A 14,845-nucleotide genomic window follows, 5' to 3' on the forward strand; every position below is an offset into this window, starting at 1 on the left:
TACCCCCATCAATCCATGAAGCCCTGAAGCTTCAATTCGATAGAGCGAGGGTTTTCACCTTCGGCGATGGACAGGATGCCTTCGAGCAGCATTTCGCGATAACGCGACTGACGCAAAGCCACGGACTTGAGCTTGGCAGCGATTGGCAGCAGCACCAGGTTCGCGCTGGCCACACCGTAGATGGTGGCGACGAAGGCCACGGCGATGCCGCTCCCCAGGTTCGCCGGATCAGCCAGGTTGCCCATGACGTGGATCAGGCCCATGACCGCACCGATGATGCCGATGGTTGGCGCGTAACCGCCCATGCTTTCAAAGACTTTGGCGGCTTCGATGTCGCGGCTTTCCTGAGTGTAGAAATCCACCTCAAGAATGCTGCGAATCGCTTCAGGCTCGGCACCATCGACCAGCAGTTGCAGGCCCTTGCGCGAGTAGCTATCGGGTTCGGCGTCGGCCACACCTTCCAGACCGAGCAGGCCTTCCTTGCGCGCGGTCAGGCTCCAGTTCACCACGCGATCGATGCCGCCGGCCAGGTCAACGCGCGGCGGGAACAGGATCCAGCCGAGAATCTGCATGGCGCGCTTGAAGGCGCTCATGGGCGATTGCAGCAGCGCCGCGCCGATGGTCCCGCCGAGCACGATCAGCGCCGCAGGACCGTTTGCCAGCGCACCCAGGTGACCGCCTTCAAGGAAGTTGCCGCCGATGATGGCGACAAACGCCATGATGATCCCGATAAGGCTGAGTACGTCCATCAGATGCACGCCTCGACCAGGTGCCTGCCAATATCGTCGAGGCTGTACACCGCGTCTGCGAGTTCAGCTTTGACGATGGCCATTGGCATGCCGTAGATCACACAACTGGCTTCATCCTGCGCCCAGATCGAACTGCCACCCTGCTTGAGCAGGCGCGCGCCTTCACGACCGTCAGCGCCCATGCCGGTCAAAACTACCGCCAGAACTTTGTCGCCGTAGGACTTGGCCGCCGAACCGAAGGTGATATCCACGCACGGCTTGTAGTTCAGACGCTCGTCACCGGGCAGGATTTTCACCGCTCCCCGGCCGTCGATCATCATCTGCTTGCCACCCGGTGCCAGCAACGCCAAGCCCGGACGCAGGATGTCGCCATCCTCGGCTTCCTTGACACTGATACGGCAGAGCTTGTCCAGACGTTCGGCGAACGCCTTGGTGAACGCTGCCGGCATGTGCTGGATCAACACGATCGGTGCCGGGAAACTGGCCGGCAACTGGGTCAACACCCGTTGCAGGGCAACCGGACCACCGGTAGACGTACCGATGGCCACCAGTTTGTAGGGTTTGCGCTTGGGCGCCGGCGAAGACGGTGCGTGGGCCGGTGCCGTTGTGCGGGTTGGTGTAGCCGCCACACGCGCAGGGGTGCTGCTACCACCAAGACTGGAAGACACAGAACTCGGCCCTGGCGTCGGTGCCGGTGCGCTGTAGGCACTGCCACGACGATTACTGCGCGAGATGCTCAGGATCTTCTCGCACAGCAGTTGCTTGACCTTCTCGGGGTTGCGCGAGATGTCTTCGAAATTCTTCGGCAGGAAATCCACCGCACCAGCGTCCAGCGCATCCAGGGTGACCCGGGCGCCTTCGTGCGTCAGCGAGGAGAACATCAACACCGGAGTCGGGCAGCGCTGCATGATGTGCCGCACCGCCGTGATGCCATCCATCATCGGCATCTCGTAGTCCATGGTGATCACGTCCGGCTTGAGGGCCAGCGCCTGATCGATCGCTTCTTTACCGTTGGTCGCCGTACCGACGACCTGGATGTTGGAGTCTGCTGAAAGAATTTCCGAGACGCGGCGGCGGAAAAAACCCGAATCGTCCACCACCAGGACCTTGACTGCCATAAACACTCCGTTAGGCGGCGGCGGGGCACTAGCGCCCCGCTCCCCCTGAATCAAATACGCCGTGCGGCGTAACGCTTGAGCATGCTCGGAACATCGAGAATCAGTGCGATGCGACCGTCACCGGTGATGGTGGCGCCCGACATGCCAGGGGTTCCCTGGAGCATTTTGCCCAATGGCTTGATGACCACCTCTTCCTGGCCCACCAGTTGATCGACGACGAAGCCGATCCGCTGTGTGCCCACCGAGAGGATCACCACGTGGCCTTCACGCTGCTCTTCGTGAGCGGCAGAACTGACCAGCCAGCGCTTGAGGTAGAACAACGGCAGCGCCTTGTCCCGCACGATCACCACTTCCTGGCCATCCACCACGTTGGTGGTCGACAGGTCGAGGTGGAAAATCTCGTTGACGTTTACCAGCGGGAACGCAAACGCCTGGTTGCCGAGCATGACCATCAGCGTCGGCATGATCGCCAGGGTCAACGGCACCTTGATGACGATCTTCGAACCCTGGCCCTTGGTCGAGTAGATGTTGATCGAACCGTTGAGCTGGGAAATCTTGGTTTTCACCACGTCCATGCCCACGCCACGACCCGACACGTCGGAGATCTCGGTCTTGGTCGAGAAACCCGGGGCGAAGATGAGGTTGTAGCACTCGGTGTCGCTCAGGCGGTCGGCCGCATCCTTGTCCATCACCCCGCGTTTTACCGCGATGGCGCGCAGGACATTCGGGTCCATGCCCTTGCCGTCATCGGAGATCGACAGCAGGATGTGGTCGCCTTCCTGTTCGGCGGCGAGGATGACTTTACCACCCCGGGCCTTCCCCGATTCTTCGCGCTCTTCCGGCGACTCGATACCGTGGTCGACGGCGTTTCGCACCAAGTGGACCAACGGATCGGCCAGAGCCTCGACGAGGTTCTTGTCGAGGTCGGTCTCTTCACCGACCAACTCCAGGTTGATCTCTTTCTTGAGCTGGCGAGCCAGGTCACGAACCAGGCGCGGGAAGCGCCCGAAGACTTTCTTGATCGGTTGCATCCGGGTCTTCATGACCGCGGTCTGCAAGTCGGCAGTGACCACGTCGAGGTTTGACACGGCCTTGGACATGGCTTCATCGGCGCTGTTGGCGCCCAGGCGCACCAGGCGGTTACGCACCAGCACCAGTTCACCGACCATGTTCATGATTTCGTCGAGGCGTGCGGTGTCGACCCGCACGGTGGTCTCGGCTTCGCTCGCCGGTTTTTCCGCCGGCGGCGCCGCTGCCGCGCGGGCAGGTGCCGGTGCGGCAGCTGGTTTGGCTGCGGCAGCAGGCTTCGGTGTTTCGGCCTTGGGCTCGGACGCCTTGGCAGCCGCCGCCGGAGCCTTGGCCACAGGTGTTGCCACCGAAGCAGCAGACGCACCGCCGTTCACATCGGTGAACTTGCCTTTGCCGTGCAAATCATCGAGCAACGATTCAAATTCGTGATCGGTGATCAGATCGCTGCCGGCAGCGGCAGCGTTTGGCGCAGCCGACGCAGGGACCGATGCGATGGCCGACTCCAATGCGTCGACCGCAAAGTTACCTTTGCCATGCAACTGATCGAGCAGTGCCTCGAACTCGTCGTCGGTGATGTCTGAGCTGTCGCCCGGCTCTTTCGCGCTCGCGCTGGCCGCAGGTGCGGCTGGCGCGGCACCGACCGCATCGGCAGCGAACTGGCCCTTGCCGTGCAACTGGTCGAGCAGCGACTCGAACTCGGCGTCGGTGATCTCATCACTGACCACCTCGGACGTTTCGACCGCAGCGGCCACCGGCGCCTCGGCTTCGGCCTTGACGGCGTTCAGCGAGTCCAGCAACTGTTCGAATTCGTTGTCGGTGATGTCGCCTGATTCGGCTTGCGCCGCTGCTTGTGGCTCTTCAGCCACGGCTGCAACCGGCGCGGCCTCATCAGCCGATTGCGGTTCGGCCAGACGAGCCAGCGCGGCGAGCAATTCAGGCGTAGCAGCCGTAATCGGGCTACGGTCGCGAACTTCGCTGAACATGCTGTTCACCGAGTCCAGTGCTTCGAGAACCACGTCCATCAATTCCGAGTCGACGCGACGTTCACCCTTGCGCAGGATGTCAAACACGTTCTCGGCGATGTGACAGCACTCCACCAGCTCATTGAGCTGGAGGAAGCCGGCGCCCCCTTTTACAGTGTGAAAACCGCGAAAAATTGCATTGAGCAAGTCCGCATCATCAGGTCGACTTTCCAGCTCGACCAGCTGCTCGGACAGTTGCTCTAGAATCTCGCCGGCCTCAACCAGGAAATCCTGAAGGATCTCTTCATCGGCGCCGAAGCTCATTAATGGTGTGCTCCTAACAGAACAGGTCTAATAAAACCTAAAATCCAAGGCTGGATAGCAAATCGTCCACATCGTCCTGACCGGACACAACGTCTTCTCTTTTATCGGCATGAATCTGCGGACCTTCACCCTGAGAGAGATGTTTTTGTGGATCTTTTTCTGCAAGCATCGCTTCCCGGTCATGTTCGATGCCCGCAAAGCGGTCCACCTGACTGGCCATGAGCACAAGTTTGAGCAGATTGGTTTCAACGTCCGTGACCAATTGCGTCACACGCTTGATCACCTGACCGGTGAGATCCTGGTAATCCTGCGCGAGCAGAATGTCGTTGAGGTTGCTCGATACCGCCCGGTTGTCCTTGCTGCTGCGAGCCAGGAAACCGTCGACACGCCGCGCCAGTTCGCGAAACTCTTCGGCCCCGACTTCGCGGCGCATGAAACGCCCCCAGTCCGTGCTCAATGCCTGGGCTTCATCGCCAAGGCTGTTGACCAGAGGCGTTGAGCTTTCGACCAGATCCATGGTGCGGTTCGCAGCGGCCTCGGTCAGCTTGACAACATACCCCAGGCGCTCGGTGGCATCCGTGATCTGGGACACTTCCTCGGCTTGCGGCATGTGCGGATCAATCTGGAAATTGACGATCGCGCTATGCAATTCGCGGGTGAGCTTGCCCACTTCCTGATACAGGCCGCGGTCACGGGTCTGATTGAGCTCATGGATCAGTTGTACCGCGTCACCGAACTTGCCTTTTTCAAGGCTTTCGACCAATTCGACCGCGTGTTTTTTCAGGGTCGACTCGAACTCGCCCTGTGAAGATTCTTTGTGGTCCATAGCTCCCCCGTGGCGCGGTGACTCAACCGATGCGTTCGAAAATCTTCTCGATTTTTTCTTTCAACGCCTGGGCCGTGAAGGGTTTGACGACATAACCGTTTACACCGGCCTGGGCAGCTTCGATGATCTGCTCGCGCTTGGCTTCTGCAGTGACCATCAATACCGGCAGGTGCTTGAGTTTTTCGTCGGCGCGCACGTGGCGCAGCAGATCGATACCGGTCATGCCAGGCATGTTCCAGTCGGTTACCAGAAAGTCGATGCTTCCGCTGTTGAGAACCGGAATGGCGGTGATGCCATCGTCAGCCTCAACCGTGTTGGTGAACCCAAGGTCACGCAACAGGTTCTTGATGATCCGCCGCATCGTTGAAAAGTCATCAACGATGAGGATTTTCATGTTCTTGTCCAATTCGACCTCCAAGCAGTCTTAAACGCGCCCAGCACCTGGACGCGCCATTTCAATCAATTCGGCAGAGCACTCAATGACTGTCTGGAGCACAACAGATCGAGACCGGCACGGTTCAACCCCGCACCAGCCACGTTCGCAGTGTCCCCACACTGCCTTCAGCGCGCTCGCCACTCCCCCAAACGCCCCCGCAAACGGGCCGCGCACTGGCTGTGTAACTGGCTGACCCGAGATTCGCTGACCCCCAGGACCTCACCGATTTCCTTGAGATTCAACTCTTCGTCGTAGTACAGCGCCAACACCAGTCGCTCGCGCTCCGGCAAATTGGCAATCGCGTCCGCCAGCGCCGCCTGGAAGCGTTCGTCTTCCAGATCGCGTGACGGCTCGAGATGAGCACTCGCGCCATCCTCATGCAGCCCTTCGTGTTCGCCGTCCTGCAAAAGATCGTCGAAACTGAATAACCGGCTGCCCAGGGTGTCGTTCAAAATCCCGTAATAATCATCGAGACTCAATTGGAGTTCGGCCGCAACTTCGTGATCTTTAGCGTCACGGCCGGTTTTAGCTTCAATCGAGCGAATTGCGTCGCTGACCATGCGGGTATTGCGGTGAACCGAGCGTGGCGCCCAATCCCCTTTGCGCACTTCATCAAGCATGGCGCCACGGATTCGAATGCCCGCGTACGTCTCGAAACTGGCGCCTTTGCTGGCGTCGTATTTGGTGGACACTTCCAGCAGGCCGATCATCCCGGCCTGGATCAGGTCTTCGACCTGAACACTGGCCGGCAGGCGCGCCAACAAGTGATACGCAATGCGTTTGACCAGTGGCGCGTAACGCTCGATCAGCTCGTACTGCGCGTAACGCGCCGATTTCTTGTAGAGGTTGTAACCGCTGGCGGTCATAGCACGGGTCCTGCCGTTTGTTGCACGAGGCGCTCGACGAAAAACTCCAGGTGCCCGCGCGGGTTGGCGGGCAGTGGCCAGGTATCGACCTTCTGTGCAATGGCCTTGAAAGCCAGCGAGCACTTGGAACGCGGGAAAGCTTCATAAACAGCGCGCTGCTTCTGGACGGCCTTGCGTACGCTTTCGTCGTAGGGCACCGCGCCGACGTATTGTAGGGCGACGTCAAGGAAACGATCCGTGACCTTTGTCAACTTGGCGAACAGGTTGCGCCCTTCCTGAGGGCTCTGGGCCATGTTGGCCAGGACGCGGAAACGGTTCATGCCGTAATCACGGTTGAGCAGCTTGATCAGAGCGTAAGCGTCAGTGATGGACGTTGGCTCGTCGCAGACCACCAGGAGGACTTCCTGGGCGGCGCGGACAAAACTGACTACCGAGTCACCAATACCCGCAGCGGTATCGATCACCAGCACATCGAGGTTGTCGCCGATATCGCTGAACGCCTGAATCAGGCCGGCATGCTGGGCCGGGCTCAGGTGCACCATGCTCTGTGTGCCGGAGGCGGCGGGAACGATGCGGATGCCGCCGGGGCCTTGCAACAATACGTCACGCAGCTCGCAGCGGCCCTCGATCACGTCGGCCAGGGTGCGTTTGGGTGTCAGGCCCAGCAGAACGTCGACGTTCGCCAGCCCCAGATCGGCGTCCAGCAGCATGACCCGCCGGCCTAGCTCCGCTAGAGCCAGGGACAAGTTCACTGACACGTTAGTCTTGCCGACGCCACCCTTGCCGCCGGTCACCGCGATCACCTGTACGGGATGCATGCTGCCCATGTTATTTCTTTACCTTGTCTTGCATAGACGGAGGCCACATGACTGGCTGCGCGTTCGCAACTGGAACAATGCCTGGCAGACCATCGATGTAGGTACAAAAACTGTTCACCTCAGCCAACCTGCTTGGTCGGACTGTGGTAGATGTCAGCGAACATGTCAGCCATGGCTTCTTCGCTGGGTTCTTCCTGCATTTGCACGCTGACGGCGCGACTGACCAACTGATGACGGCGCGGCAAATGCAAGTCATCCGGAATACGTGGTCCATCGGTGAGGTAAGCCACCGGCAATTCATGACTGATTGCCAGGCTCAACACCTCGCCCAAACTAGCCGTTTCATCCAGTTTAGTCAGGATGCAGCCTGCCAGCCCGCAGCGCTTGTAACTATGATAAGCGGCCGTTAGAACCTGCTTCTGGCTGGTGGTTGCGAGCACCAGGTAATTTTTTGCCCGGATGCCACGACCGGCCAGGCTTTCAAGCTGCATGCGCAGCGCTGGATCGCTGGCCTGGAGGCCGGCGGTATCGATCAACACCACGCGCTTGCGCAGCAACGGATCCAGTGCCTGAACCAGGGACTGGCCCGGATCGACGTGGGTTACCGAGACGTTGAGAATGCGCCCCAGGGTCTTGAGTTGCTCCTGGGCACCGATGCGGTAGCTGTCCATGCTCACCAGGGCAATGCTCTGCGCGCCGTACTTGAGCACGTAGCGGGCCGCCAGTTTGGCCAGGGTGGTGGTCTTGCCCATGCCGGCCGGACCGACCATGGCAATCACGCCTCCTTCTTCCAGTGGCTCGACTTCCGGCGTGCTGATCATCCGCGCCAGGTGCGCCAGCAACATGCGCCAGGCCTGCCGAGGCTCCTCAACGCCAGAGATCATTTCCAGCAGGTCGCGCGACAACGGGCCGGACAAACCAATACGCTGCAGACGACGCCACAGGTTGGCCTGGGCCGGCGCATTACCCTGCAGTTGGCTCCACGCCAGCGAGCCCAGTTGTACTTCCATCAGTTCGCGCAGGCTGTTGAGCTCGAAACGCATCGAATCGAGCATCCGTGGATCGACGCCGGCCGGTGCAGCGGGCGCAGGCGCAGGTGCGGCACGGCGTGGCTCGCTGTACGTCGGCTCGATCAGCGGCTCGGCAGCGGTCAACGGCAAGCCGGCGAACAACTGGCGATTGGTCGACTTGTCGCTCTCGCCTTCGCTGCGCAGGCTCAGTTCGGCCTGAGCGGTGACGATCCGCGATTGGGTCTTGCGCAGCTCATCCTCGAGTTCCATGTTGGGAACACGCGGGGCCAGTGCCGACAGTTTGTAATCCAGGGCCGCCGTCAGCTCGACACCGCCGGCGATCCGGCGATTACCGATGATGGCGGCCTCAGCGCCCAGCTCATCACGAACCAGCTTCATGGCCTGACGCATATCGGCGGCGAAAAAACGCTTAACTTGCATAAACCACTACCTCAGCCGTTGGGCCCTACTGTCGCAACGATGGTCACTTGCTTGTTGTCCGGGATTTCCTGGTAAGCCAACACGTGTATGCCAGGAACTGCCAGCCGGCCAAATCGCGACAGCATCGCGCGGACCGGGCCAGCCACCAGCAGAATCACTGGCTGACCTTGCATTTCCTGACGCTGGGCTGCTTCGATCAACGAACGTTGCAGCTTCTCGGCCATGCTTGGCTCCAGCAGAACGCCCTCTTCCGAGCCTTGTCCTGCCTTTTGCAGACTATTGAGCAAAATCTGTTCCAACCTTGGCTCCAGCGTGATAACTGGCAGCTCGGACTCAGTCCCCACGATGCTTTGCACGATTGCGCGGGATACACCGACCCGCACGGCAGCGACCAACGCGGCGGTATCTTGACTCTTGGCGGCATTGTTCGCGATGGCTTCGGCAATGCTGCGGATGTCACGCACCGGCACATGCTCGGCCAGCAACGCCTGCAACACCTTGAGCAACTGCGACAACGACACCACGCCCGGCACCAGCTCTTCGGCCAGCTTAGGCGAGCTTTTGGCCAGCAATTGCATGAGTTGCTGCACTTCCTCGTGGCCAATCAGCTCACTGGAGTGCTTGTACAGAATCTGGTTCAAGTGGGTCGCCACTACGGTACTGGCATCGACCACGGTGTAACCAAGGGATTGCGCCTGCGCACGCTGACTGATTTCGATCCAGACAGCCTCCAGCCCGAAAGCCGGATCTTTGGCGTTGATGCCATTGAGCGAGCCGTAGACCTGCCCCGGGTTGATCGCCAGTTCGCGATCTGGATAAATCTCCGCTTCGGCCAGGATGACGCCCATCAGGGTCAGGCGGTAGGCGCTTGGCGCCAGGTCGAGGTTGTCCCGGATGTGCACCGTCGGCATGAGGAAGCCGAGGTCCTGGGAGAGCTTCTTGCGCACACCCTTGATTCGCGCGAGCAATTGGCCGCCCTGGTTGCGGTCCACCAGTGGAATCAGGCGGTAACCGACCTCCAGGCCAATCATGTCAATCGGCGTAACGTCATCCCAGCCAAGCTCCTTGGTTTCCATGGCTCGGGCTGGCGATGGCAGCAGTTCCTGCTGACGCTTGACCTCTTGCAGCGCGTGGACCTTGGCGACATTTTGCTTCTTCCAGAACAGGTACGCACCACCGGCCGCCAGGGCGGCCATGGTCAGGAAGGAGAAATGTGGCATGCCAGGCACCAGGCCCATCACCGCCATCAAGCCCGCCGCCACCGCGAGCGCTTTGGGCGACGCGAACATCTGGCGATTGATCTGCTTGCCCATGTCTTCCGAACCGGAAGCGCGGGTCACCATGATCGCAGCAGCTGTAGATAACAACAGTGATGGCAATTGCGCCACCAAACCGTCACCGATGGTCAGCAAGGCATAAACACGGCCGGCGTCGCCAAAGGTCATGCCGTGCTGGAAGATACCAACCGCCATGCCACCGATCAGGTTAATGAACAGGATCAGCAGGCCGGCGATGGCGTCACCGCGTACGAACTTGCTGGCACCGTCCATGGAACCGTAGAACTCGGCTTCCTGAGCCACTTCAGAACGACGGGCCTTCGCCTGAGCCTGATCGATCAGGCCGGCGTTCAGATCGGCGTCGATCGCCATTTGCTTACCGGGCATCGCATCGAGGGTAAAACGTGCACTCACCTCGGAAATCCGCCCGGCGCCCTTGGTCACCACGACGAAGTTGATGATCATCAAAATGGCGAACACCACGATACCAACCACGTAGTTGCCGCCGATCACCACCTCGCCGAACGCCTGGATCACCTTGCCCGCGGCGGCGTGACCGTCCTGACCGTGGAGCATGACCACCCGGGTGGAAGCCACGTTCAGCGCCAGTCGCAACAGCGTCGCCACCAGCAGAATGGTCGGAAACACCGCAAAATCCAGCGGCCGCAAGGCGTAGACACACACCAGCAGGACCACAATCGACAAGGCAATGTTGAAGGTGAAAAACACGTCCAGCAGGAACGGCGGCACCGGCAACATCATCATCGCCAACATGACCAGCAACAACAACGGCACGCCCAGATTACCTCGACTGAGGTCGGCCATGTTCGTGCGGGCACTGTTGAGTAACTGAGAGCGATCCACCGGTTTTCCCCGTTCCTTTAAAGCAAACTTTTGACGCCTGAAGCAGGCGCACGGGGGCTACTGCAAAAAGCTGTCCAACTTTTGCAGAGGGTGGGAATAGAGCTGTTATGCAGGAGCCGCTTGCTCGCGGATCAGAAACCGTGGTGTGCCAGGCTGCCAGCGTTATCGTTGGCGACCATCGCGAGCGAGCTCGCTCCTACAAGGCCGGGAGCATTGAAGGATTACGAATCGCGCCGCAAATCCGGCGGGATCGGCAAATCATCCTTCAGAGGATCAGGCCGCTTGCCCTTGCCCGCCTTGTACTGGCGGATCTGGTAGACATAGGCCAACACCTGAGCGACAGCGAGGTACAGGCCGCCAGGGATTTCCTGCTCCAGTTCGGTGGAGTAGTAGATCGAACGTGCCAGCGCCGGCGATTCGAGCAGCATCACTTCGTTGGCCACGGCAATTTCGCGAATCTTCAGCGCCAGGAAGTCGCTGCCCTTGGCGAGCAGCACTGGCGCACCGCCCTTGTCCGCGTCGTACTTGAGCGCGACGGCGTAGTGGGTCGGGTTAGTGATGACTACGTCGGCTTCGGGAATCGCCGCCATCATGCGTCGCTGGGACACTTCGCGCTGAAGCTGGCGAATGCGCTGCTTGACCTCAGGCTTCCCTTCCGAGTCCTTATGCTCGTCGCGCACTTCCTGCTTGGTCATCAGCAGCTTCTTGTGGCTCTCCCAGAGCTGTACCGGCACGTCCACCGCAGCGATGATGATCAGCCCGCAAGACATCCACAACGTGCTCCAGCCCACCACCTGCAGGCAATGGATAATGGCCATGTCCAGAGGTTCATGGGCGATGCGCATCAGGTCATCGATGTCCGATGACAATACGGTCAGCGCCACGATTAACACGATCAGAAACTTCGCGAATGCTTTGAGCAGCTCCACTACCGCCTTGATCGAGAACATCCGCTTGAGGCCCGCCAACGGGTTCATGCGACTGAATTTCGGCGCCAGCGAGCCGGCCGCGAACAACCACCCCCCCAGGGAAATAGGACCGATCAACGCTGCCAGCACCAGGGTAATCATGATCGGCTGGATGGCCAGCAACGCACTCAATCCCGAACTCATGAGATAAGTGCTCATGGACTTCTGGTCGAGAATGACCTCTCGCGGCAAGGTGAAGTTGTGCCGCATCAGCGCCATCAGGTCTTGAGCCAGAGCACCGCCAAAAATCAACAACGCAACAGACCCGGCAATCATGATCGCCAGCGTATTGAGCTCCTTGGAGCGGGCAATTTCCCCCTTCTCACGGGCGTCCCTCTTCTTTTTCTCCGTGGGGTCTTCTGTTTTGTCCTGACCGCTTTCGCTCTCAGCCATGACTCAGCGCGCCTGTGCTAGTTCGCGTAAAAACTGCAGGGCCTCGGAGGCGAGCGGTTGATACTGGTTGAGAATGTCCGCCAGCCCCACCCAGACGATGAACAATCCAAGCACAAGGGTCAGCGGGAAGCCGATGGAGAAGATGTTCAACTGCGGCGCCGCCCGGGTCATGATGCCAAACGCGATATTGACCACCAGCAGCGCGGTAATTGCCGGCAATACCAGCATCAATGCGGCTCCGAGCACCCAACCCAGCTTGCCGGCCAGCTCCCAGAAATGATTGACCATCAACCCACCGCCGACCGGCAGAGTAGTGAAGCTTTCGGTCAGCACTTCGAAGACCACCAGATGGCCGTTCATGGACAAGAACAACAGCGTCACCAGCATGGTGAAGAATTGCCCGATCACTGCCACGGACACACCGTTGGTAGGATCGACCATGGAGGCGAAACCCATACCCATCTGGACCGCCACGATCTGCCCGGCCACCACAAAGGCCTGGAAGAATAACTGCAGGGAAAACCCGAGGACGGCGCCGATAAGAATCTGCTCGGCAATCAACAACAGGCCGCTCAAATCGAGCGGACTCACCGCCGGCATGGGCGGCAGTGCGGGAACGATCACGAAGGTGATCGCCAGGGCGAAGTACAGGCGCACTCGCGTGGGTACCATCTTGGTACCGAACACCGGCATGACCATCAACATGGACCCGACGCGAAACAGAGGCAGCATGAACGTCGCCACCCAGGAACTGATCTGGGTATCGGTCAGTTGCAGCAGAGACGACATGGCTTAACCGATGACCAGCGGAATGTTGTGGTAAAGCTGGATAATGTATTCCATGAAGGTCTGCACCAGCCATGGACCGGCCACGATCAAGGTGACCAGCATCACCAGCAGGCGCGGCAGAAAGCTCAGTGTCTGTTCGTTGATCTGCGTGGCAGCCTGGAACATCGCCACCAGCAGGCCGACCAGCAGACTGGGAATCACCAGCACCGCCACCATCATGGTGGTCAGCCACAACGCCTCCCGGAAGATGTCTACCGCAACTTCCGGCGTCATGGCGAGACACCGCCGAAGCTGCTCGCCAGGGTTCCGATGATCAATGCCCAACCATCCACCAGCACGAACAGCATGATCTTGAACGGCAGGGAAATGATCAGCGGCGACAGCATCATCATACCCATGGCCATCAGCACACTGGCCACCACCAGGTCGATGATCAGGAACGGAATGAAGATCATGAAACCGATCTGGAACGCAGTTTTCAGCTCAGACGTGACGAACGCCGGTACGAGGATGGTCAGCGGCGCCTGATCCGGCGTCGCGATGTCCGTGCGCTTGGACAGGCGCATGAACAGTTCCAGGTCGCTGCTGCGGGTCTGGGCGAGCATGAAGTCCTTGATCGGCACCTGGGCCTTGGCCACCGCGTCCTGCGCAGTGAGTTTTTCTGCCAGATACGGCTGCAAGGCATCCTGGTTAACCCGGTCGAACACCGGCGCCATGATGAACAGGGTCAGAAACAGCGCCATGCCGGTGAGGATCTGGTTCGACGGCGTTTGCTGCAAACCCAGGGCCTGGCGCAGGATCGAGAAGACAATGATGATCCGAGTGAAACTGGTCATCAGCATGACGAACGCTGGAATGAAGCTCAGCGCGGTCATGATCAGCAGAATTTGCAGGCTGACCGAATACTCCTGCGCACCCTCGGCATTGGTGCCCAGGGTGATGGCCGGAATCGACAACGGATCGGCGGCGAAGGCCAGCGGCGCCGCCAGCATCAGCGCCAGCGTCAAGACGATGCGTAGCGCACCCATTACTTCTTATCCTTCTGATCCTTGCCCATCAGCTCCATCAGACGCTGGGCAAACTCCGGGGTGGCGTTTTCGGTAACAGGCACCTGCACTGGCTCCTTGAGCACATGCAACGCCGTGATGGTGCCCGGGCTCAGGCCAAGCAGAATCTGCTCATTACCCACTTGCACCAGCATCAGACGATCCCGCGGACCCAGCGCACGGGAACCGATCAACTCGATCACCTGCCCTTTTCCGGCAGGCCCGGCTTGCTGAACCCGGCGCAACAACCAGGCGAGGAAGAAGATCAACCCCAGCACCAGCAGCAGTCCGAGCACCAACTGCGTCAGTTGCCCCGCGACACCACCACTGACAGCCGGTGCCGCAGCAGCGGTTGCCGCAGGCTCGGCCGCCAGCGCCGCGGACGACAGCGCCAGCAACAACAAGGAACCCAGAACCTTTTTCACTCAGCGCAACTTCTTGATGCGTTCGCTTGGGCTGATCACGTCAGTCAGGCGGATGCCGAACTTTTCGTTGACCACCACCACCTCGCCATGGGCGATCAGCGTGCCGTTGACCAGCACGTCCAGCGGCTCGCCCGCCAGGCGATCAAGCTCGATCACCGAACCCTGGTTGAGCTGCAGGAGGTTGCGGATGTTGATGTCGGTGCTGCCCACTTCCATGGAAATCGACACCGGGATGTCGAGGATCACATCCAGGTTCGGACCTTCCAGACTCACCGGTTCGTTGTTCTTCGGCACGCTGCCAAACTCTTCCATCGGCAGACGGTTGGATGAAGCACTGACCGCATCTGCCGCGAGCAGCGCGTCGATGTCGTCCTGGCCACCTTCACCGGTTTCCTCCAGGGCCGCAGCCCATTCATCAGCCAGTGCCTGGTCGTCCTGGGTATTCATTTCGTCAGCCATCATGTGTCCTCGGCAGGCAACCTCTTCGCGGGCTGCCGTCAGTTA

The 14,845-nt window shown here is 60.0% G+C and carries 15 protein-coding genes; all 15 read right to left on the reverse strand.

Annotation, left to right across the window (positions count from 1 at the left end):
* Positions 1–8: 8 nt before the first annotated feature.
* The 15 genes from AB4N64_RS17465 to fliN all read right to left on the reverse strand — a co-directional run bounded on the left by AB4N64_RS17465 (position 9) and on the right by fliN (position 14,800).
* Entirely contained in the window at positions 9–749 is a 741-nt protein-coding gene (locus tag AB4N64_RS17465; RefSeq protein WP_192302110.1) for a flagellar motor protein, read from the reverse strand.
* Entirely contained in the window at positions 749–1,867 is a 1,119-nt protein-coding gene (locus AB4N64_RS17470) for a protein-glutamate methylesterase/protein-glutamine glutaminase (protein WP_460117138.1), read from the reverse strand. Before AB4N64_RS17470 ends, AB4N64_RS17465 begins: the two co-directional genes overlap by 1 nt.
* Before the next feature lie 50 nt (positions 1,868–1,917).
* Positions 1,918–4,182, reverse strand: coding sequence for a chemotaxis protein CheA (locus tag AB4N64_RS17475; protein ID WP_460117139.1), 2,265 nt, complete (start codon positions 4,180–4,182; stop codon positions 1,918–1,920).
* A 37-nt stretch (positions 4,183–4,219) separates the two neighbouring features.
* The gene (locus AB4N64_RS17480; RefSeq protein ID WP_460117140.1) at positions 4,220–5,008 is read right to left on the reverse strand and encodes a protein phosphatase CheZ; all 789 of its coding nucleotides are present in this window, start codon (positions 5,006–5,008) and stop codon (positions 4,220–4,222) included.
* Between the two features lie 22 nt (positions 5,009–5,030).
* The gene (locus AB4N64_RS17485) at positions 5,031–5,402 is read right to left on the reverse strand and encodes a chemotaxis response regulator CheY (RefSeq protein WP_008006721.1); all 372 of its coding nucleotides are present in this window, start codon (positions 5,400–5,402) and stop codon (positions 5,031–5,033) included.
* Positions 5,403–5,569: 167 nt separating this feature from the next.
* Positions 5,570–6,310, reverse strand: coding sequence for an RNA polymerase sigma factor FliA (fliA, locus tag AB4N64_RS17490; RefSeq protein WP_460117141.1), 741 nt, complete (start codon positions 6,308–6,310; stop codon positions 5,570–5,572).
* Positions 6,307–7,137 (reverse strand): flagellar synthesis regulator FleN, encoded by an 831-nt coding sequence (gene fleN / locus AB4N64_RS17495; protein WP_008001746.1) that lies wholly within the window; start codon positions 7,135–7,137, stop codon positions 6,307–6,309. Before fleN ends, fliA begins: the two co-directional genes overlap by 4 nt.
* A gap of 110 nt (positions 7,138–7,247) precedes the next feature.
* Positions 7,248–8,579, reverse strand: a complete 1,332-nt coding sequence (gene flhF / locus AB4N64_RS17500) for a flagellar biosynthesis protein FlhF (protein WP_460117142.1) — start codon at positions 8,577–8,579, stop codon at positions 7,248–7,250.
* Between the two features lie 11 nt (positions 8,580–8,590).
* Positions 8,591–10,720 carry a flagellar biosynthesis protein FlhA gene (flhA, locus tag AB4N64_RS17505; RefSeq protein WP_460117143.1) on the reverse strand — a complete coding sequence of 710 codons (2,130 nt, stop codon included), beginning with the start codon at positions 10,718–10,720 and terminating at the stop codon, positions 8,591–8,593.
* Positions 10,721–10,941: 221 nt separating this feature from the next.
* Positions 10,942–12,081, reverse strand: coding sequence for a flagellar biosynthesis protein FlhB (gene flhB, locus AB4N64_RS17510; RefSeq protein ID WP_460117144.1), 1,140 nt, complete (start codon positions 12,079–12,081; stop codon positions 10,942–10,944).
* 3 nt (positions 12,082–12,084) lie between these two features.
* Entirely contained in the window at positions 12,085–12,870 is a 786-nt protein-coding gene (gene fliR / locus AB4N64_RS17515; protein ID WP_460117145.1) for a flagellar biosynthetic protein FliR, read from the reverse strand.
* Positions 12,871–12,873: 3 nt separating this feature from the next.
* Complete coding sequence (gene fliQ, locus AB4N64_RS17520) at positions 12,874–13,143, reverse strand: flagellar biosynthesis protein FliQ (RefSeq protein ID WP_460117146.1); 270 nt, start codon at positions 13,141–13,143, stop codon at positions 12,874–12,876.
* The gene (gene fliP, locus AB4N64_RS17525) at positions 13,140–13,898 is read right to left on the reverse strand and encodes a flagellar type III secretion system pore protein FliP (protein WP_053156624.1); all 759 of its coding nucleotides are present in this window, start codon (positions 13,896–13,898) and stop codon (positions 13,140–13,142) included. Before fliP ends, fliQ begins: the two co-directional genes overlap by 4 nt.
* The gene (gene fliO / locus AB4N64_RS17530; RefSeq protein WP_460117147.1) at positions 13,898–14,341 is read right to left on the reverse strand and encodes a flagellar biosynthetic protein FliO; all 444 of its coding nucleotides are present in this window, start codon (positions 14,339–14,341) and stop codon (positions 13,898–13,900) included. The genes fliP and fliO overlap by 1 nt, the downstream gene beginning before the upstream one ends.
* Positions 14,342–14,800 (reverse strand): flagellar motor switch protein FliN, encoded by a 459-nt coding sequence (gene fliN / locus AB4N64_RS17535; protein ID WP_460117148.1) that lies wholly within the window; start codon positions 14,798–14,800, stop codon positions 14,342–14,344.
* Positions 14,801–14,845 lie beyond the last annotated feature (45 nt).

The organism is Pseudomonas sp. S2_C03 (assembly GCF_054668405.1).